We start from the raw sequence: 20,875 nt of genomic DNA, 5'->3' as shown, positions 1-20,875 counted from the left end.
TGGCTAAGTGGATTCTGCTTTTAAGATACGCAAAAACCATTCATAGTAAAACCCTCATTATGATTGGTATAACATATTATTTACACCGCTAGACGGTGGGTTATTACAATTAATCCGGAGGTAAAGTGCTGTGGCAAATATTAAATCAGCAAAGAAGAGAATACTTGTAGCTAAGAAAAGAGAAGAAAGAAATAAGGCTGCAAAGTCAAAAGTTAAGACACTTGTAAAGAAGGTAGAAGCTGCTTCAAAGGCAGGCGATAAGGCTGCTGCTTCAGAGGCTCTTTTAGCTGCTACTTCTGCTATTGATAAAGCTACTTCAAAGGGTATCTACCATAAGAAGACTGCTTCAAGAAAGGTTTCTCGTCTTAATCTTCTTGTAAATAAGATCGACTAATCTTTTCAACAAAGTAATATAGCATAAAAAAGACATCGGATAATTTTTCCGATGTCTTTTTATTTATCAAATAACATATCATGTGGGAGGTTTTTATAGAAACATGACATGCATAGTAAATTAGCTATTTAATAACCTGTCCATTCTTTACTTTATAGATACCGTATTTTCCATTTACGTATCCGTATCTATATCCATTTACTCCAAAATTAACTTTTCCGCCTTCAATAACGAACCATCCATACTGATTCTGTGCGAATCCATTTACCGAGAAATCAACCTTTCCATCGGTAACAGCCCACCAGCCATACTGGTTTTTAGCGACTGTATCTGTGTATGTAACTTCGCCATTCTTTACATACCACCACGCAAGTTCTCCGTCAACATAGCCTTTATATACGCCATTTGCTCCGAAGTTAACCTTGCCACTGTTTATATACCATAAACCATATTTATTATATTCAAATCCGGTAAAGGAGAAATCGACTTTTCCGTCATTCACATACCACCAGCCATACTGATTCTTGGCTACAGTATCCTTGAATGTAACTTTTCCTCCTTCGACATACCACCATGCGAGTTCACCGTCCACATATCCCTTGAATACACCATTTGCGGAGAAATCAACTCTACCGTTATTCAAATACCATATTCCGTACTGATTTGGTGCGAATCCTGTGTACGAAGGATCAACCTTACCGTTTTTAACATATCTCCAGGCTTTAACGCCATTATATGTAGCCTTCTTTACCTCACCTGTATTCTTAGTAGCATTAGAAAGCTTAGGTTTTTCAACACCTTCAAGAATATTTCCTTCTTTAATGCGATAAACTGCATATCCTGTTGCGTCATCAACATATAAATGACCATCTATCGGTGTGTAAAACTCAACACCATATTGATAATTAAGTGAATGAGCAACTGTCGGATGACCTATATACTGTCTTCCCCATCTGTCTTCGCCGTAATGATTATTGTTGGATGTTCTTCCATTAAACTTGTCCGGCAGAATAATTGATGCATGTTCTCTGGTTCCTGAATTATCAATCCTAGCACCATAACCGTAGTAAATGATGATATCTCCTGCTTTAATATTTCCGCTTTCTATCTGAGAAAGAAGCTTATTTGCTGCATTTGGACCATAATCATCGTTGTAATAAGCTACACAGGTAAAATGGTTATCGGATCTCATAAACTTTTCGAGACCTGATGCAGATGCTACTGCATAATCGCCAAAATTCGGAATATATCCGCCCAGTTTCCCGCCAAGTCCTGCTGTATAGAGTACTCTTGATACCCATCCGGCACATGACCAGTAATCTGAACTTTCATATCCATTAGAACCATAGTTACCATACTTCATATAAGGTCTTATAGCTACATATGAACTATTTAATACTGCCGCTTCAACCCTACTGTCTGCCCCCTGTACTAATCCGGATATACTTAATGTAAGTGCAAGTAATACACCTAAGCAAACCTTCGATATCCTCTTAATACACTTCATAAACTATCTCCTTTTATATCTTTCTGTTAATAATATACCCTTAATGTTACATTTGTGTCAAGTGAAATGTTACGTAAATGTTACAAAATGTTACGTCAAATTTTCGTATATATTCTATAAATGACGCATTTACGTGGAATATAGAAAGTTTAACATTTCAAATTAAATAGTTTTATTTTTGTAACAATTTATTATTAACGTTTTTTATATTCATTTATAAAACAGTTTATCTCACACTTATCCTCTCCCATATAAACAGTAACCGCTCCGCCTTGATCAGTTCGGTAAATATCGCTTCCTACTTCCTTTATACGTTCTAGAGTTTCCTTCCCCGGATGACCGTATATATTATTCTTTCCACAGGAAATGATTACTTTCGAAGGATTTACCTTTCTCAGAAATTCACTTGAAGATGAATATTTCGATCCATGATGAGGGCATTGCAGTATATCTGCTTCTTCAAGATTCCCTATGATTTTACCCTCCGTTTCACTCCCGATATCCCCGGTAAAAAGAGCCGAAATGTCATGATATTCAAATTTTACAACCAGAGAATTCTCATTTATCTCATTACCCTCCCTGTCTGAATATGAATTCACCGTAGTTTCATTTTTCTTTTCAGTACTACTTATCATTTCATTTTTCTTTACTCCGGAAGATATTTCATCCTCTACGCGGTTACTTCCCGAATAAATGATCTTAACCTTCGCCTGCCCATAAGTTATATCCATTCCCGGATGAACTCTCGCAATCTCACAGCCGCATCTTTCTGCCGCATCAAAAAGCATTCTGACATTATCATTTACTACCACTTGCTCCGAAACACACAGCTTGTCAACCTTAATTCCCTCCAGGTCAGAATTTTGCAGTATATAAATAAGTCCATTTATATGATCCTCATCCCCATGAGAAAGAAAGATGATATCTATATGAGACATACCATAATATTTTAGAGCAGGAACAATGACATTTTCGCCAACTGTCTTTCTGTTGGTAGAACCGCCGTCATAAATCATATTAAAACCTTCTTTTGTATGTATTACAACCGAACTTCCCTGGCCCACATCCAGAAAAAGCATAAAATCCCTTCTACTATTTACAAATGAAATAAAAAACAGAAATATCGCCATAAAAATCAGTCCGACTCCGGAATATATACAACTCAATTTTTTCTCTCTCCGCCTTACATTTTCATTTTTTATATTACCACGTCTTACATTTCCATTTTTTATATCGCCCTGTCCGACATTTCCATTTTTACTATCTCTCCACTTTGCATTTCCAATTTTATTTTTTCCGCCCAAAATACCATTACGACTTCTAAAAATATTCCAAAAAAGCACCAGCAAAAAGATGAGCAAAATATAATAAATGATCACCCCTTGCCAACTCACATGTCCTGTATTGATCAGGGCTCCAGGAAATTTCAGCACAGTTTTACAGATCATTTCATACCCATTCAGCATCAGTCTGACCGGAAGAAATATCCCCTTTGCCGGAAGTATCATTAAAGGAAATATCCCCATCACGCCTGCGATAAATCCAAGCGAAACTATAAAAGAAAGGAAGGGAATTACCACTGCATTTACGAGTAAACTATATAAAGAAATTTCATAATATGAATAAATAAGTATCGGCAGCATAAAAATATTTATACTGATGGTTCCGATGATTCCCTTTACGAAATGCTTATACTTTTTCCTCCATTTCCTCCTTATATCCAAAAATCTCTCGTCATTATATATGGTTCTATAAATAATATCCGAGGTGATCACTCCGGCAGCCGCTGCATAACTCATTAAAAATCCCGAATTAACTACTGAATCCGGTCTTATGATCAGCATATAGATAACAGAGATAGTGAGTGCTGTAGGCATATCCTTCGTACGGCCGATTGCTTCTGCCACGCATCCGGCTGAAATAATGATAAATGCTCTGATGGTCGCCTCCGAAAATCCTGTCATTATCCCATACATTAGCAGAAATACTATCGTAAGCCCCGCTCTCTTTTTCTTTCTCACTTTTAGCCTTTTCAAAATCCCATTAAAAAATGATGCGATCAGTGCCGTATGAAGTCCGGATATTGCAAGCAAATGAGCAATACCATTCTTTTGATACATCTTCCTGATATCTTTACCAAGATCCGACTTGTCACCCAAAAGCATTGCTTTCAAAACTCCGGTAACTCTCCCAGAACCAAGACTGTCTATAGAATCCGCCATCAGATTTCTGCATTTATTTAAAAATATTCTCACATGGTCATCCGACTTTCTATCCCGCCGGATATAATTTATTTCAAGATAATTTCTGACTCCTTTACTTTTCAGATAAGTCCTCTGGTCGAACTCTCCGGGATTGGTTGCAGAAGGCATTTTCTTTATATTCCCGCTTATATAATATCCATATCCTTCACAGATCACTTCATCATCTTTTAAGAATGCCTGATATTTCCTGCCATCCGCCTTAAAGGTCACACTGTAACCCTTCTCATTTTTTGAGACTCCCACGGCGCATACATTTCCTTCAACTCTCGCCCCTATAGAAAGCTCCTTATCAACACTGTAAAATGCAATGCTCCATACAGCCCCGAAAATGAAACTTATCATTATAAGCCTGTCCCTTGCATCAAAAAAAATGGTCCTGTCGTGCAGAACCATTTTCTTTATAATAAAAATACATATAAATACAGCCATGATCAAAACAGCCATATCCTTATGCCCCGTTAAAAGGCAGAATCTGCACAACACCTCTCCAAGTGTAAACATGATACCTACCATACATAACGGTCTCTTCAATTATTCAATTAATCCTCCTTCAAAAAACAAAGGTTCGGATATATCCAGCTTTCCTCTGTATTTTCCGCTTTCATCTCCGTCGATATAAATCTTTACAGCATTTATACCCTTTGTTCCGATCAGACTGTCTACGATGGAATAAATCGCAACCTCATCAGCAATCTTTCTGCTTCCTTCCTGAAAATGTTCAGAGAAGTTGATATAACAAATACCGCCTCTTGTAAATACATTGATTATCTCCGTATCTTCATTATAAACACCCTGGCTCTTAAGATATTTAAGAATAGCCATTTCCGGCGACTCACCGCTTTCAACTTCAAGAACCGGAAGGACTCTCATAAGCTTTTTTCCCTGACTGTTAGGAATATAACAGCTAACCTCAATGGTATTATTGGCTCCACTCGCTTCATCATAGAAGAAAAATGAATCCGACGTAAATTTTATCGAATCCTCGTCGTCTTTCGAATCAAAACTAATGGTAATATCACCAATACCGGCAATCTGAGAAAACGTCTTAACAAGTGCCGCCTCTTCAAGAAGAAGTTCTTCATCAGAAAGATCTTCCTTCTTAGCAACAGTGATATTTATATTATTATATTCATCCGGTATTATGCTCACAATAGAAAGGGCACCTTCGGATTTAAATGCACTTACAACTTCTTCAACAGAAGCATTAAATGAATCCGGCTGCTTCAAAAGATATTCATCTCCGATTGTTATTCCCTGTTCCTCCGAATGATATATATTTACGATATTCTCTTTGGGAATATCTTCATTCTTTTTCTTTTTATCAGTATTTTTGCCACAGGATACAAATGACATGATTCCGGCGAAGAATAAGCATATTAAAACTTTATTTTTCTTTTTACTCATTTATTCTTCCTCTTCCACTTCATGCTTAATAGGTATTCTGACCGTAAATGTCGTACCTTTACCCTGTTCACTGTAAAGCCTTATATTTCCATCATGGGAAACAATGGCATTTCTGGCAATTGCAAGACCAAGTCCTGTACCACCCGTATCACGGCTTCTCGCCTTATCAACTCTGTAGAATCTGTCAAATACCTTTTCCTTCGCATCATCCGGAATACCAACACCCGAGTCAGCAATCTTCAGGTAAAATGATTTCACATCCGCATTCAGGGAAATCTTGACCCATCCGTTATCTACATTATATTTGACAGCATTTTCAATAAGATTTGAAAGCGCAAGCGAAAGTTTTACTTCATCAATTTCCGCCGTTACATCACGGTAACTTTCATAAATAATCTTGATTCCGCGCTTATCCGCAATAGGAGTAACTCTCTTAATGATGACCTCGATCAGTTCATTGATGCTCTTCTCCTCAATATTAAGGACAGCATTCTGACGGTCTGTCTTAACAAGAGTAAGAAGGTCATTGATCATCTTAGTTTCTCTGTCAAGCTCATCAACTATATCCGACATGAACTCGCGGTACATTTCAATATTATCGCTATCATTCTGCTGTATGGATTCAGCCAGAACCTTCATGGATGTGATAGGAGTTTTCAACTCATGTGACACATTTGATACGAATTCCTGTCTTGTACTATCTATGGAATCAAGCTTCTTCAATACCGCATTATAATTATCGGCAAGATATCTTGTTTCCTTAAATCCTCTGACTTTAAGACGATTCTGGAAATCCCCTTCGGAAATCTCATAAATCTGTCTGTTAATCCTGTTAAGTTCACGCACAGAAAGATATGCAATACCTGCTATAGATAAGATACCTATTACAAGAACAGCTATAAATACCCAGATACTCCCTGTATAAAGTTTCTTATTCTGTATATTTATCTGCTTAACACCCGCTGTGGATATAAGCGTACCTATGATCACATTATTATGTTTTACAGGAAGGATTATCTCTACATAATCACCAACCGTTCTGCTGATTTCCGGAACATCACCCTTCATGACTTCAAATACATCATTTCCGATAATGTACTTTCCGTCTTCGAATCCGTAAGTATCCTTGATTACCCTGTAATCTCTGCCAATCAGAATGATGCGCCCCTTCTGCATCTGTGCAAATATATCCAGGTCATCGCTTATCTTTACTTCTTTTCCGGAAAGGGTATTATTCTCCCTTCCGATCTGATCAGCCAAAGATCCTGCATTTACATATGTATCATGTCTTAGTTCTCTTTCCTCTGATGACTTAAGCGAACGTATGACACCTATACTGAAAAGTGCCATACAAACCACAAATACAATAACTGTAGACACAAAGACAAATGATTTGATACTTGCACTGAGAAAATAATTCTTGCGCTTCTTCTTGATCTTTCTCTTCTCAATATCAAATCCGTCATCGATTATATCCATCTCTTCAGGCGTAAGTATGCCAGTTTCATCTGCTGATCGTAATTCCGAAGTTTCTCCGGTCTTCTCGGATTTTAATTCTTCTGTTGTCTTACTCTTTGACGGCTGTACCGTTTCCTGCCGCTTTTTCATATGCTATCTCGTACAATCTTTCCTGTGCATTTATTATTTTTTCACCCTCCGGAACTCTTACATAAGTTCCATCCGGTTCCTGCTTTCTTGCTTTACAATTATCTTGAAGCATAAGGGTAAATATATCTTTTATCATACCCTTTGATTTTTCATCATATACCGGTGCAGCAACTTCAACTCTTCTGACTGTATTTCTTGTCATAAAGTCTGCCGACGCAATATATATTTCCTCTCTCTCACCCTTGCCGAATATATATATTCTTGAGTGTTCAAGGAATCTTCCTACTATACTTATAATACTTATATTCTCGGTAACTCCCGGAATTCCTGCCTTAAGACAGCATATTCCCCTTATTACCATCTCAATCTTAACTCCCGCTTGGGAAGCCTCGATTAATTTATCAATGATTTTTTTATCTGTCAATGAATTGATCTTAAATCCAAGATATGCTTCTTTACCTTCTTTGGCTGCCTGAATCTCTCTTTCAATTCTTTCGATCACCTTATTCTGAAGGCATTTCGGCGCAACCATAAGATGCTCTGTCTGCTTAACAACCTGATTAAGCGAAAGCTTTTTAAATATATTTGCAGCTTCCGCACCTATTGCTTCATTTGAAGTCATTATCGAAAGATCGGTATAAAGTCTCGATGTCTTCTCATTGTAATTTCCGGTTCCAATCTGAGTTATATAGCCAACTCCATCGGTCGTCCTTCTTGTAATAAGGCAGAGTTTTGAATGAACCTTAAGCCCTTCAAGTCCGTAAATGACATGGCATCCGGCCTTTTCAAGAGTTCTTGACCACTCGATATTATTCTCTTCATCAAATCTTGCCTTCAATTCAACAAGTACATCTACCTGTTTACCGTTTTCTGCCGCTTCAACAAGGGCTTCAACCACCTTACTATGCTTGGCAAGTCTATATAAAGTCATCTTTATGGATACCACATCCGGATCGTTCGCCGCCTCAACAAGCATATTAAGGAACGGTCTTATACTTTCAAATGGATAAGAAAGCAATTTATCACTTTCTATGATCTGTGGTATCAAAGGTTTTGTCTCATCAAACTGCGGAGACTTCTGAGGAATCCTCTTCTCAAAGAAGAGCTCAGGTTTATGACGCAATATGTCCTGGATATCAAAGACAAAAGACATATCAAGAGGAGCACCCTTTTTAAATAGCATATTTTCACTGATATTCAGATGATCTCTTATACGGCTGAGTACGGTCTTATCCATATCTCTGGTATATTCCATACGCACAGGACATAGTTTACGTCTCTGCTTTATGACTTCAGCCATATGGTCTCTGTAATTAAGCTCTTCATCATATACTTTATCTGCGTCAATATCCGCATTTCTTGTAACTCTTACAAGAGATTTACTTACTACTGTATATCCCGAAAAAACGTCCGGAAGGAAATGAAGGATCAACTCCTCGGCAAGCATATAATATCCCTTGCTTCCCGGAATCTGAATAAGCCTTCTGAACATTCCGTCATTACACGGAATGATTCCGAGACGTTCCTTATTATTCTTATTTGCAAGAACAGAAACCGCATAGATTTCATTATTCTTTATAAATGGAAACGGCTGCTTCTTGGTAACCGTCATAGGTGAGAGCAGTGGAAGAATCTCTCTGTCAAAATAGCTCTTAAGATATTCTCCCTCTTTCTCATCAAGCTTGGCAAAATTAATAATCTTTATGCCATGCTTCTCAAACTCTTCCATAAGTTCTCTATATGCAAGAGAATGTCTGGCAGAAAGAACTTTAACTCTGTCTGCAATAGCATCTATCTGCTCTTCGGCGGTCATATTGGTTTTATTCTCTCTCGGATTATCCTCGAGGAGCATCTGATCATGGAGCGATCCAACTCTTACCATGAAAAATTCATCAAGATTTGTCTGAAAAATCGAAATAAAACTAAGTCTCTCACACAGCGGAATCCTTACATCCTCTGCCTCTTCAAGAACTCTTTCATTGAACTTAAGCCACGATAACTCCCTATTTTCGTAAACATCCTTCATTTAAGCACCCCTTATATTCTTTTGCCTGCCAATCAGTAACCTTTAAAAAGCAATCCCATGTTTTGAATTATATCACAAGAAACGTTTATATAAAAGCCGATATAAGTTATGAATTATTGAAAAAATAATGACATTCCGCCTCGTTTAATGTTATCATACTATTGTATTTATATTAACGAAAGGAACAGGGGTATGTCTTCGCTTAATATTCAATCAATCATAGTAAATGATGCCGTCGGCGTCGTTCTTCTTATAATAATTCTGGTTACAAAAGGCTGGAGTCTTCCTGCCCGTAAAAAAGAAAGCTACATGCTGTTCGGAATGATCCTCGTGTCAATCACAAACTGTATCGCCGACGCAGTTGTCGCATGCTTTGACGGCAAGCCGGGCACCCTGAGCAACTGGATCGCATATGCCGGCAATACATATTTATATCTATATAACCTGTTAATCGGAATCGGCGTTATATATATCATTTCAAAGCATATAGATAAAGTTATCTATGTTAATCAGGTTATATTTTTTACAATAATCACATCTTTGGAAGTTGTCATTCTTATCATCAACTTCTTTAAACCTGTGGTATTTAAGATTTCATCAGAAAATGTTTATCACCGCGAAAAGCTTTATTATCTCTATGTGGTAGCAGGTTTCGGACTGATCATTTACGGTTACATGATCTACCTTTACGGCAAGCTTAAGAGCGCTTCTGTAAGATATTTCCCGGCATGGCAGTTTTTACTTCCGATACTTCTCAGCGCAGTGACTCAGACTCTTATATACGGTATATCTCTTCAGCCTGTAAGCTTTGCCATCGCATTTTCCGCTATGGTCATATGCCTTCAGAATGAATGTATATTTATCGACAAGCTGACCGGCGTCTATAATCGTTACGAGCTGGATAAACTTCAGAAGAGTTTTATCAAAAAGCGCAAAGAAAGAGTCGGCGCCATCATGATCGATATGAATGACTTCAAATCCATAAACGATAATTATTCGCATACAGAAGGTGATAATGCTCTTGTAGAATTCGCAGATATTCTCACAAACAGTATCAAAACCGAAGGAGTCGTAATCCGATTCGCCGGAGATGAGTTTGTGGTCATTCTGAGAAGATTCAAATCCGAGAGTCTGGATCCATATATTGAGTCCATCAGAAATGCCTTAAATGAACGTAATAACACTTCAAAAAAGCCTTATAAGCTTTCAGCTGCCATAGGCGGTGACATATTTGATTATAAAAATGTATCCGAAGGAGATTTCATGAAGCACATCGATGCTCTCATGTACAAAGACAAGGACGATTACTACGCAAAAACCGGCAACAAACGCCGATAAAAAAACTTTCAGATCTTTTGTAAATATTCGTAACTAATCTTTGACAGAATCAATCTTTTATCATAAACTGATACTTAGTGTGCATCAGCAAATGATATTTAAGGAGTAAGGCTGTTATACAATGAACGAAAGATCCAAGTTTCAAAAATACAAATATTTTCTTTGGTTACTATACATCCCGGCATATTTCATCTGTTTTTTTCTTCTTGAAAAAAGAAAAGATGTAGATTTTAACTACATCCATTCTTCTTTAGATGATGCTATCCCATTTTGCGAATTTTTTATAATTCCATATTATCTGTGGTTTTTATTTATCTTCGTATCGGTGGGCGCTTTTATACTCTTCGACTTTGAAGGTTTCAAGAAACTCGCATGGTTTCTCGCATTGGGAATGACCGCATTTTTAGTCATTTGCTATGTATGGCCGAATGCACTCAACCTTAGACCTATAAATGTCACAAGAGATAATTTCTGCGCAGATATAGTAAGATTCCTTTATAAGACAGATACACCAACCAACGTATTCCCTAGCATTCATGTATATAATACAGTCTGCGTTGAAGTTGCGATACTCAGATCCAACCTTAGGAATAAGCACAAAATTTTGACTACCTTTACGGTAATTCTTTCTGTTCTCATAATACTGGCAACGGTATTTTTGAAACAGCACTCTATAATAGATGTTATAGGCGCATTTGTAATGGCATTTATCTTCTATCTTTTGGTATATCTGCCAAATGATATTAAAATATGGAGAACGAGGAAAGGAGCAGTAAATGCATAATAAAGATAAACTCCTCACTATAGCTATACCTTGTTATAATTCACAGGATTATCTTAGAAGAGCGCTTAAATCAACTCTCATCGGAGATGACAGAATCGAAGTTATCATAGTTGATGACGGTTCTTCAGATAAGACACCTGAGATGGCAGATGCTTACGCAGCAAAATATCCGGATATAATCCGTGTTATTCATAAAGAAAACGGTGGACATGGTGATGCAGTAATGACCGGTCTTTCCGAAGCAAAAGGAAAATATTATAAGGTTCTTGATAGCGATGACTGGCTTAACCGCCGCGCTCTCGCTGCCGTTATGAACTTTTTATCCGAAAATGAATCAATGGATAATTCTTTCGATATGATCATTTCCGATTATGTTTATGAGAAGTCCGGAAAGGTTCATAAGAAAAGGATCAATTACAGAAAAGTTATGCCTGTAAGAACACCATTTACATGGGATAAGCTCGGCAGATTCATGCCTTGGCAGAATATCCTCATGCATTCGGTAATTTACAGAACAGAGCTTTTAAGAAAATCCGGCATCAAAATGCCAAAGCATACTTTCTATGTTGATAATATTTATGTATATCATCCTCTTCCATATGTAAAGAAGATTTATTATCTTGATGTTGATCTATATCATTATGTTATCGGCAGAAGCGATCAGTCCGTAAATGAAAAGGTTATGATGGGACGTATCGATCAGCAGATTCTTGTAACAAAGCTCATGATCGATGATCATAATCTCAGAAATATCGACAATGGTAAGTTAAGAAGATATATGAGTCAGTATCTTGCAATGATGATGACTATATCAACAGCTTTCCTTATCAAGATAGGTACACCTGAGTCTCTTGCTAAACGTGATGAGATTTGGGCTTATCTCAAAAAGCACAGTTCGCAGTACAAATATGTTCATAGACATTTCCTCGGAAAGGCCATGCAGATGAAGACCCGTCCGGGAATGTGGATCATAAAAGTGGGATATACGATTTCCCAGAGACTTGTAGGCTTTAACTAAATTTTCAAAATAAAACCGTGGCAGTATATTTGTCATCCATTCAGTCTTTATGGATTATGAATATACTGCCACGGTTTTTCTATACCTTTTAGATCACGACATCTATATACTTTTAAAACCAACCATCTAAATAATTCTTTTTATGCTTACACCGAGGAACCTGTACCCGGATTACTCTTCATTTTCAGATACTTCTCCGGTCTTGAAGATGAACTTAACATTTCCTGTCATTCCTTTTTCAATTCCACCGAAGTTATCATATTCTTTTCCGGCTTCAATAATCTTTTTAGCATTTACAGAAATGTTATCAATATCTTTTTTAGCTCCGCCGATCTTATCAACAACCTGATTTGTCGCATCTTTAAGCTTCTTAGAACCTTCCTTAAGTTCATCACTGTGACTGTCAAGTAATGTTGCTCCGCCCTTAAGTGTTCCTGCACCGCTGCTTAACTGATCTGCACCTGCTCTAAGATCACTGAGTCCTGATGTAAATACAGGCACTCCTGCAAATATTCTATCAAGTCCTTCCTTAAGACTTGAATTACCCTGGTAAACCTGATTAAGCCCTGTATCAAGCTTCTTAGAACCTTCAGAAAGCTTATTTACACCCTCTTTAAGCTCAGCTATCTTAGGTTCAAAACCACTCATTTTAGTTCTTACTGATTCAAGCCCCTGATCAAGACCATACATAACTCCCTCATCTGCATATACGCTGATTATATATTTCAGATTTCCTGCAATATCCTGCATTTCCTTTCCAAGTTCAGAATAAGCTTTTCCGTAACCTGCTGCGTAAGATTTACCGATTATAGTTTTGAATCCGTCTACTACACCGCTTTCAATATCTGCGCCGTAATTATCAGCTATATTACTTCTAACTTTACTTCTTACATATGGCTTAAGCATTTCGGTTGCAGCAGCTACATTTTCATCAGAAGAAACCTTTGCCTCTACACCCTCATAAAGTGCTGCATATGCATCACTGTCAGAAAGTTCAACTCCATTTGCAGCATACTGAGCCTTAAGTCCACCCATGGCAGCAAGTGCAAGTTCCGATGGCGCATCTGAACTACCCATTACAGAATAAATAGTATTTGCTTTATACTCTGCAAGCGCATCATAAACAGCAGCCTGTCCTGATTCTGATGCCATATATTCATCTGTCTTTTCTTCAATAATACCATTTACAGCATCATTTATAAGTCCCTGAACAGCTTCATCGGAAATGATTCTTTCGATGTTAGGATCAACCTTTGCAGCCTCGGCAGCCTTTGCTGAAATAGCAGCTACCTTCTCATCTTCAGACATGCTTGAAAGAGCATCAAGATCGGTAGTATCTATACTAATGCCTTCTTTCTTAAGTCTTTCCTCAGCAGATTTTGCTATGGCCGCTGCAGCCTTCTCCTTATCCTCAGCGGTGAATTCTATATCAGCCGCGTGTGGAATTTCCGGAAGATTTATATTCTTAACCGATTCATTTAAAGTATTAAGTCCATCAGATATTTTCTTTGATCCGTCAAGGATTCCGTTTTCACCCTCAAATGCTTCTTTAAGTTTTCCTGCACCGCCATCAGCCTGTTCTATTGCCTCCGAAAGAGTTACACCGCCATCGTAAAGTTTATCGCTTCCGTCCTTTAACTTCTCAGCTCCGTCAGCTATCTTTACAGTACCTTCCGAAATCTTTCCAACACCATCAGTATATTCTGCTATACCTTCATAAAGCTTATCTACGCCACCCTTATACTCATTAAGCAGACTTCCCACATTTTTCTCAAGACCGGCAAGATCGATACCTTCCGCATCATCATATAAAAGTCCTGTAGCTGCGATTGTAAGTGTCATATCAAGCTTAAAGTCTGTTGTATCTGCAGTAACCTCAAAATAATTGCCTATTGATACCCCATATTTAGATATATCCGTATTAAGGCTCTTATCAAGCCCCGGCATACCATATCCTATAACAACGCTCTTATTTCCGTCAGATACGTACTTACCGTTCGTCACAGACACATTGCTGAATCTGGTATTATCAAGATAAAATCCCGTACCCATGATAAATGGTGTATATACATCTCCCTGCTTAGAGTTATTAATATAATCAAATCTGATCTTAACAGAGCCTTTCTTACCTGCTATCTCTTCAGGACTTACTTCTTTTCCGTCAAGATAGTATGTAATCTTCACGCCTAAAGGAAGCTCTTTATCTGTCTTTCCACGGTAATATATAGGATTGCCTTTTGCATTCCAGGTAATACTGTTTCCGTCCTTTGTAAATGTTTCATCACCCTTGACATTCTCTATATCTTCAAGATCACTGACATCTTCGAGAACATCCTTTTTCTCATTATTCTTAAGCCACTCGCTTACTATAACTTCCTGCTTATTTCCTGCAGCATCAGCTACTACATAAACAGTTTCATCTTTATCTATAACCTTCTCTGTTCCGATAACCTTTGACTTATCTGTATTTTTCAAAGCCTTTTCGAGGGCACCTTCAGTTTCTGTATTTTTCCCTGCAGCTTCAGTTGTTGCTTCAGTACCGTCATCATCTGCTTCAATATCATTTACAGCTTCTGTCTCTTCAACATTTACTGCATTAGGATTATTAACATCTACTTTTTTACTGTCTTTATATCCGCAGCTTGTCATGCTGAATGCCATTGCAACACATAAAGTCATAGCTATGAATCTTTTCTTTCTCATAATTATTTCGCTCCCTTCACAAAATCTTACTGATAACTGTATCTATCTTTATTCTCATCATAATCGCTTGTTTCGTATTTATTTTCAGCTACATTTCCTTCCTTAAAACTAAGGGAAGTTGCTGTAATTACCTTACTGAAAAGTCTGAGGAATGCAGGAAGGATAAATATTACAACGATCATACTTATAACAGCGCCTCGTGCCATAAGAACACATAATGAACTGATCATGTCGATATCCGAATAAATTCCTACACCGAATGTTGCAGCAAAGAATGTAAGAGCACTGACGATAACCGAATTGATCGATCCGGAAAGCGCCTCAGCTGCGGCATCGCTGCCTGAAAGTCCTTTTAACTTTGCCTCTTTAAATTTGTTAGTCATAAGGATTCCATAATCAACAGTTGAACCCAGCTGAATAGTTCCTATAACTATCGATGCAACGAACGGAAGTACCGTGTCTGTGTAATAAGGAATACCAAGATTTATAAATATCGCAAATTCAATAACACATACTAAAACCATAGGTACCGACAAAGACTTAAATACCAAAAGTACGATGATGGCAACAAGGAATATGGAAGCTCCGTTAACTCTGTTAAAATCTTTATCCGTAATCTCTATAAGATCCTTAGTACATGGTGCCTCTCCTATAAGCATTGCCTTATTATCATATTTTTTGATGATAGTATTAATCTCATCACACTGCCTATTTACTTCATCTGAAGCAAGCTTATATTCAGACATAACAAGGAGCATTTCATACTCACCATTGTTAAATACGCTCTTTATATTCTCAGGAATCATTTCTCTAGGCACCATCGGACCTATGACGGATTCCATACCGAGAACTTTTTTTACTCCGGCAACCTGATCCAGCTCTAATATCATTTCGTTGATATCTTTTGTATCCATCTCTCCATTTACAAGAAGAAGATGAGTCGAGTTCATATCAAATTTTTCTTTGAGCTTTTTGTTGGCTACTATACTATCCAGCTTCTGCGGAAGTGAAGTATCCAGATCATAATAAACCTTTGTATTCTTGTAACCGATATATGCAGGCGCAAGCACTATGATAAATATCAAAATGAAAAGCCAGCTTCTCTTAACAACAAACTTTGATAATTTATCAAAATTCGGAATAAGCGGTTTGTGCGATGTTTTTTCTATAGCTTTGTCAAATACAAGAATAAGTGCCGGAAGGATTGTTACACAACTTATAACTCCGATGATAACGCCCTTAGCCATTACGATACCAAGGTCAAGACCAAGTGTGAAACTCATAAAACATAAAGCCACAAATCCGGCTACGGTTGTTATCGAACTTCCGACAACCGATGATAAAGTCTTTTCAATAGCATCAGCCATTGCTTCATTTTTATCACTGTTTATCTGTCTCTCATCTGAATAGCTGTGCCACAGGAAGATCGAATAGTCCATGGTTACAGCAAGCTGAAGTACCGCCGCAAGAGCCTGAGTGATATATGATATCTCACCCTTAAATACATTGGTTCCGAGATTATAGATAATAGCCATTCCTATACTTATCATGAAGAATACAGGAACAAGAAATGAATCCATGGTAAATCCCAGAACTATAAGGGATAAGATAACAGCAATAACAACATATTTCGGAACCTGCTCATCAGAGAGAAGCTTTGTGTCGGTTACCAATGCCGACATTCCGCTTATATATGCATCACCGTGTGTGACATCTCTTATCTCTTCAATCGCTCCCATGGTTTCATCCGATGACATTGTCGTATTAAAAAGCACTGCCATGAGAGTTGCATCACCATTTCTGAAAGCCTTATATACTTCGTCCGGAACCATTTCCTCCGGAATTGATATATCCATAAACGAGTCGTACCATAATACTGCCTTTACGTGATCGACATTCTCGATCTTTTTCTTCATTTCAACAACTTCTTTGTCTTTCTTCCCTTCGATAACAACCAGGGAAAAGGCTCCGGTACCAAAATCATTTGCAAGGATTTTCTGCCCTTTCATTGTCTCGATATTCTTCGGAAGATAAGTCAGAACATCGTAATTGATCCTGGTCTTGAAGTATCCTATAGTTGCCGGAACAAGAAGAAGCACTGCCATGATTAAGATAGTCACTCTTAATCTGACCACGGTTTTTCCAAACCTGTTCATATCTTTTACCTCCAATTTAAAATATGTTAACTGTAATTTCATATGCTAGAATAAAGCCGAAGGTAAAATTTGTAATCATACATTTTTAGACATTTGTCTAATTTTTTGACACGCAATAAAAAATGTACCGACCACTTGTTGATATAAATCAACAAATGTCGATACATTCAAAAAATTCTTTATTAAATATTAGTATGGACTTGTATATCCAAGCGGATCTACTCGCTCATCACCGATTATTACTTCATAATGAAGATGTGCGCCTGAACAATATCCCGTCTCACCGGAATATGCTATAACCTGTCCTCTGGAAACCGTCTCGCCTGAACCAACTGCAAAACTTGAAAGATGCTGATATAAAGTACTGAGGTTATTTCCATGATATACAATAATATAGTAACCTCTGGCAACATTATATCCTGTCTCTACTACTGTTCCTGCTTCAGATGAAACTACTGACGATCCAACATCACAACCGATATCGATTGCCTGATGATATGTAGATGCCCCGGCTGTAGGTGCCGAACGTCCGCCAAAATATGATGAAATATAATCACTCGATGGACACGGCCACTGAAGAGTTCCACCTGTATAATATGAAGGCGCTGATGAAACATCTTCACTTGAGGAAGCATATCTTTGTAATTCTTCCTGTCTTCTTGCTTCCTCAGCTGCGGCTGCGGCCTGAGTAAGTTCAAGAATCTGTGCGTCGAAAGCATCCGTCTGAGCCTGAAGCTCTGAGATCTCACCTTCGGTAACATTGATTGACTCCTCATATTCTCCAAGGAGTTCCTTCTTACCGTCAAGCATTACTTCAAGTGCTTGTTCTTCGCTTTCTGTCTCTGTCTTAATTCTCTCTATCTCTTTCTTCTTGTCTTGAAGAAGATCCTGATATTTATTGATACTTTCTCTGATCTGTCCAAGTTTGTTTAACTGTTCCTGGTCATATGATGAAACCTGTGAAGAATATTCTGAGTTATTAAGCATATTCTTGTAGTTATCAATATTCATGATGGCATCCAAGTAAGCTTTGTCATCATTTTCATAAGCATACTGAATACGACTCATCATTCCATCATACTGAACCTGCTCATCATATAAAGCATTCTGTATCTTAATCTCTGTTAATGAAATCTCTGTTTCGAGAGTGTTTTTCTCAGTATTAAGTTCGTCTATCTTTCCTCTGTAATCTGATATCTCAGAATCAAGATCACTAATAAGTGCTGTAACGTCTTCCTTCTCTTTCTCAAGAGATCCGAGCTTTGTTTTAGCTTCTTCAATCTTCTCTTCAGCTTCTTTTTTCTGCTGCTCAACTTCTTCTATTGTAGGTTCATCCGCATATACCTTATCACCACTGACAAGTACTCCGGAAAAGGTCATAACACCCGCAATAGTCAACGCAAGAAATCTGTTTAAACCTCTTTTAAACATAACTCCTCCAAATAATAGTACAAATTATGTTAATCACATTATGTAATCACACAATTGTCAGTATATATCAATGTGTTACAACTGTCAATATTCCTTTAATATTTTATTACATTTTGTTACATAAATGTTACATACCGTTTTTGTGCACTTATTCCAAAAGAAAATAAAAACTGCCGCATACATGATTTTACTCACAAATATGCGACAGCAGTTATTCATTATTAAATATTCAGTATATTATCTAAGATATAAAAGAGGATCAACTCTTTCATCTCCTACTATTACCTCAAAATGAAGATGTGGGCCTGAACAATATCCCGTCTCACCGGAATATGCTATAACCTGACCTCTTGAAACATATTCACCATTTCCTACAGCATAACCTGAAAGGTGCTGATATAGAGTACTGAGATTATTTCCGTGATAAACAACAATATAATATCCTCTGGCTTCATTATAACCTACTGAAGTAACGGTTCCGGCCTCAGCAGATACAACTGCCGATCCTGAATCACATCCTATATCAATTGCCTGATGATATGTAGATGCTCCGGCTGTAGGTGCCGAACGTCCACCGAAATATGATGAAATATAATCACTTGATGGCATAGGCCACTGAAGAGCTCCACCTGTATAATATGTAGGTTCAGGTTCATCATAATAACTATCATCCGAATCTGAATCCGCATCACCCGGTGACGCATCCTCAACTTCTCTTCTTGCTTCTTCTTCTCGACGCTGTCTCTCTTCTTCACGCCTCTGAGCCTCAGCCTGACGTCTTGCTTCTTCTGCAGCTGCAGCAGCTTGTGTCATCTCAAGTATCTGCGCATCAAATGCTTCTGTCTGAGCTTCAAGTTCAGCTATCTCATCTGCAGTAAGATTTATATGCGCGTCGTATTCTCCAAGCAATTCTCTTTTGCCATCAAGCATTACCTGAAGAGCATCCTGCTCATTTGTTGCTTCCTGCTTAATGGATTCAACCTCTTTAAGTTTTCCCTCAAGAAAAACCTGATGAGTATTGACTGTATCTCTTATCTGACTAAGCCTGTTAAGCTGAATCTGATCATATGTGGAAATCTGAGAAGTATACTCAGCATTATTAAGCATATTCTTGTAATCTTCAATATGCATAAGAGCATCTATATATGCCACATCATCATTTTCATATGCATACTGGATACGTGTCTTCATGTTATCATACTGAAGCTGCTCTTCATATAAAGCATTTTGAATTTTGATCTCTGCAAGAGAAATCTCTGTCTGAAGTTCATTCTTCCTTATATTCAGATCGGATATCTTTTCCTGGTATCCTGTGATTTCCGTATCAAGATCTTTGATCAGAGAAGAAACATTATCCTTCTCTTTCTCGAGATCCTTAAGCTTTCCCTTGGCTTCATTTATCTTGGCTTCATTTTCTTTTTTCTTCTGTTCAACATCTTCTATACTTTCGCCGTCGTCTGCATGTACATTACTTGTATTCAATACAACAGGTGTAAACGCTAGGATTCCGGCCATAGAAAATGTGAAAATCCTCATTTTACTTTTCTTAAACATTCTACATCTCCAATCCTCACTCAAAACGACTCCATTACTTATCACATACATAACTGTATATAATATAAATATATCCCATATAGAATATTATGTAAAGCAAACGATCAACTAAAAATGTGATTTTTCCTTGAATTTTCTACTCTTGATTCTGTCTTTCAACATAAGTAAATAAATTCTTTGGCAACTTATGTCTCCTATGAGCAACTATAGTCATAGGGAATTTTGAAATAGTGTTGTTATAAAAACTTACGCTCTTATTATGAGCAACCGATTCAGCGATCACATCTATCTTAAGCTGATCCAGTTCCTTCTGATACTGAGCAATGGAAGCTTTATCGTCCTCATCTGTAATTGATCTTTTGCTGATTTCTTCTAACTTCTTGATCTTTTCAGAATACTGTGAAAATTTCAGAACCTGAAAACTTGTCGGCATTCCGAGTCCGAGAGAATCTCCGTCACGGATTTCCGATGCATCAATTTCATATTTTTCTAAAATATCCCCTGACTTCTTAAGTCTATGCTGTATATCCCAAAGAAATGTATCAATAGTCGACGATTCTTTTCTGAAATCATTTTCTGCACGGTCAACCTTACTGACCGCTCTTATATATACTACCATCGCAACGATCATCACCACGATAACAATAAGTACAATTGTTGCCATTCTAAACCTCCCACTAATCAACAA

Annotated in this window: 14 protein-coding genes; 4 read left to right on the top strand and 10 right to left on the bottom strand. The window is 37.5% G+C overall.

The window, feature by feature from the left end; genetic code table 11:
* The first annotated feature begins 130 nt into the window (after positions 1-130).
* Complete coding sequence (gene rpsT / locus B5D25_RS03880) at positions 131-394, top strand: 30S ribosomal protein S20 (protein ID WP_078786578.1); 264 nt, start codon at positions 131-133, stop codon at positions 392-394.
* 124 nt (positions 395-518) lie between these two features.
* On the opposite strand, the gene B5D25_RS03875 is transcribed toward rpsT, so the two are convergent.
* From B5D25_RS03875 to ppk1, 5 genes are all read right to left on the bottom strand, one after another.
* On the bottom strand, positions 519-1,901 hold the full coding sequence (locus tag B5D25_RS03875; protein ID WP_078786576.1) for a hypothetical protein: 1,383 nt from the start codon (positions 1,899-1,901) through the stop codon (positions 519-521).
* Between the two features lie 194 nt (positions 1,902-2,095).
* On the bottom strand, positions 2,096-4,696 hold the full coding sequence (locus tag B5D25_RS03870; RefSeq protein ID WP_143000647.1) for a DNA internalization-related competence protein ComEC/Rec2: 2,601 nt from the start codon (positions 4,694-4,696) through the stop codon (positions 2,096-2,098).
* A complete protein-coding gene (locus tag B5D25_RS03865) occupies positions 4,697-5,569 on the bottom strand; it encodes a GerMN domain-containing protein (RefSeq protein WP_078786572.1) in 873 nt (290 codons plus the stop codon).
* Positions 5,570-7,177, bottom strand: a complete 1,608-nt coding sequence (locus B5D25_RS03860) for a sensor histidine kinase (RefSeq protein ID WP_078786570.1) — start codon at positions 7,175-7,177, stop codon at positions 5,570-5,572.
* Positions 7,137-9,203 carry a polyphosphate kinase 1 gene (ppk1, locus tag B5D25_RS03855; protein ID WP_078786568.1) on the bottom strand — a complete coding sequence of 689 codons (2,067 nt, stop codon included), beginning with the start codon at positions 9,201-9,203 and terminating at the stop codon, positions 7,137-7,139. The genes B5D25_RS03860 and ppk1 overlap by 41 nt, the downstream gene beginning before the upstream one ends.
* 192 nt (positions 9,204-9,395) lie before the next feature.
* Here ppk1 and B5D25_RS03850 point away from each other — a divergent pair, with 192 nt between their 5' ends.
* The 3 genes from B5D25_RS03850 (at position 9,396) to B5D25_RS03840 (ending at position 12,343) form a co-directional block, all read left to right on the top strand.
* Positions 9,396-10,541 (top strand): GGDEF domain-containing protein, encoded by a 1,146-nt coding sequence (locus tag B5D25_RS03850; protein ID WP_159444075.1) that lies wholly within the window; start codon positions 9,396-9,398, stop codon positions 10,539-10,541.
* Positions 10,542-10,662: 121 nt separating this feature from the next.
* Complete coding sequence (locus tag B5D25_RS03845) at positions 10,663-11,325, top strand: phosphatase PAP2 family protein (RefSeq protein ID WP_078786564.1); 663 nt, start codon at positions 10,663-10,665, stop codon at positions 11,323-11,325.
* On the top strand, positions 11,318-12,343 hold the full coding sequence (locus tag B5D25_RS03840) for a glycosyltransferase family 2 protein (RefSeq protein ID WP_078786562.1): 1,026 nt from the start codon (positions 11,318-11,320) through the stop codon (positions 12,341-12,343). Before B5D25_RS03845 ends, B5D25_RS03840 begins: the two co-directional genes overlap by 8 nt.
* Positions 12,344-12,514: 171 nt before the next feature.
* Here B5D25_RS03840 and B5D25_RS03835 read toward each other — a convergent pair whose 3' ends face one another.
* The 5 genes from B5D25_RS03835 to B5D25_RS03815 all read right to left on the bottom strand — a co-directional run bounded on the left by B5D25_RS03835 (position 12,515) and on the right by B5D25_RS03815 (position 20,851).
* On the bottom strand, positions 12,515-15,046 hold the full coding sequence (locus B5D25_RS03835; RefSeq protein WP_078786560.1) for a hypothetical protein: 2,532 nt from the start codon (positions 15,044-15,046) through the stop codon (positions 12,515-12,517).
* A 26-nt stretch (positions 15,047-15,072) separates the two neighbouring features.
* Positions 15,073-17,202, bottom strand: a complete 2,130-nt coding sequence (locus B5D25_RS03830; RefSeq protein ID WP_078786558.1) for an efflux RND transporter permease subunit — start codon at positions 17,200-17,202, stop codon at positions 15,073-15,075.
* Between the two features lie 189 nt (positions 17,203-17,391).
* Positions 17,392-18,633: a murein hydrolase activator EnvC family protein gene (locus tag B5D25_RS03825; protein ID WP_078786556.1), complete on the bottom strand. Its 1,242-nt coding sequence runs from the start codon at positions 18,631-18,633 to the stop codon at positions 17,392-17,394.
* Positions 18,634-18,870: 237 nt separating this feature from the next.
* A complete protein-coding gene (locus tag B5D25_RS03820; RefSeq protein ID WP_159444074.1) occupies positions 18,871-20,187 on the bottom strand; it encodes a murein hydrolase activator EnvC family protein in 1,317 nt (438 codons plus the stop codon).
* A gap of 136 nt (positions 20,188-20,323) precedes the next feature.
* The gene (locus tag B5D25_RS03815) at positions 20,324-20,851 is read right to left on the bottom strand and encodes a hypothetical protein (RefSeq protein ID WP_078786552.1); all 528 of its coding nucleotides are present in this window, start codon (positions 20,849-20,851) and stop codon (positions 20,324-20,326) included.
* Positions 20,852-20,875 lie beyond the last annotated feature (24 nt).

Source organism: Eubacterium ruminantium, from assembly GCF_900167085.1.
GTDB lineage: Bacteria > Bacillota > Clostridia > Lachnospirales > Lachnospiraceae > Eubacterium_Q > Eubacterium_Q ruminantium.
This window is presented reverse-complemented; position numbering and strand designations above follow the sequence as displayed.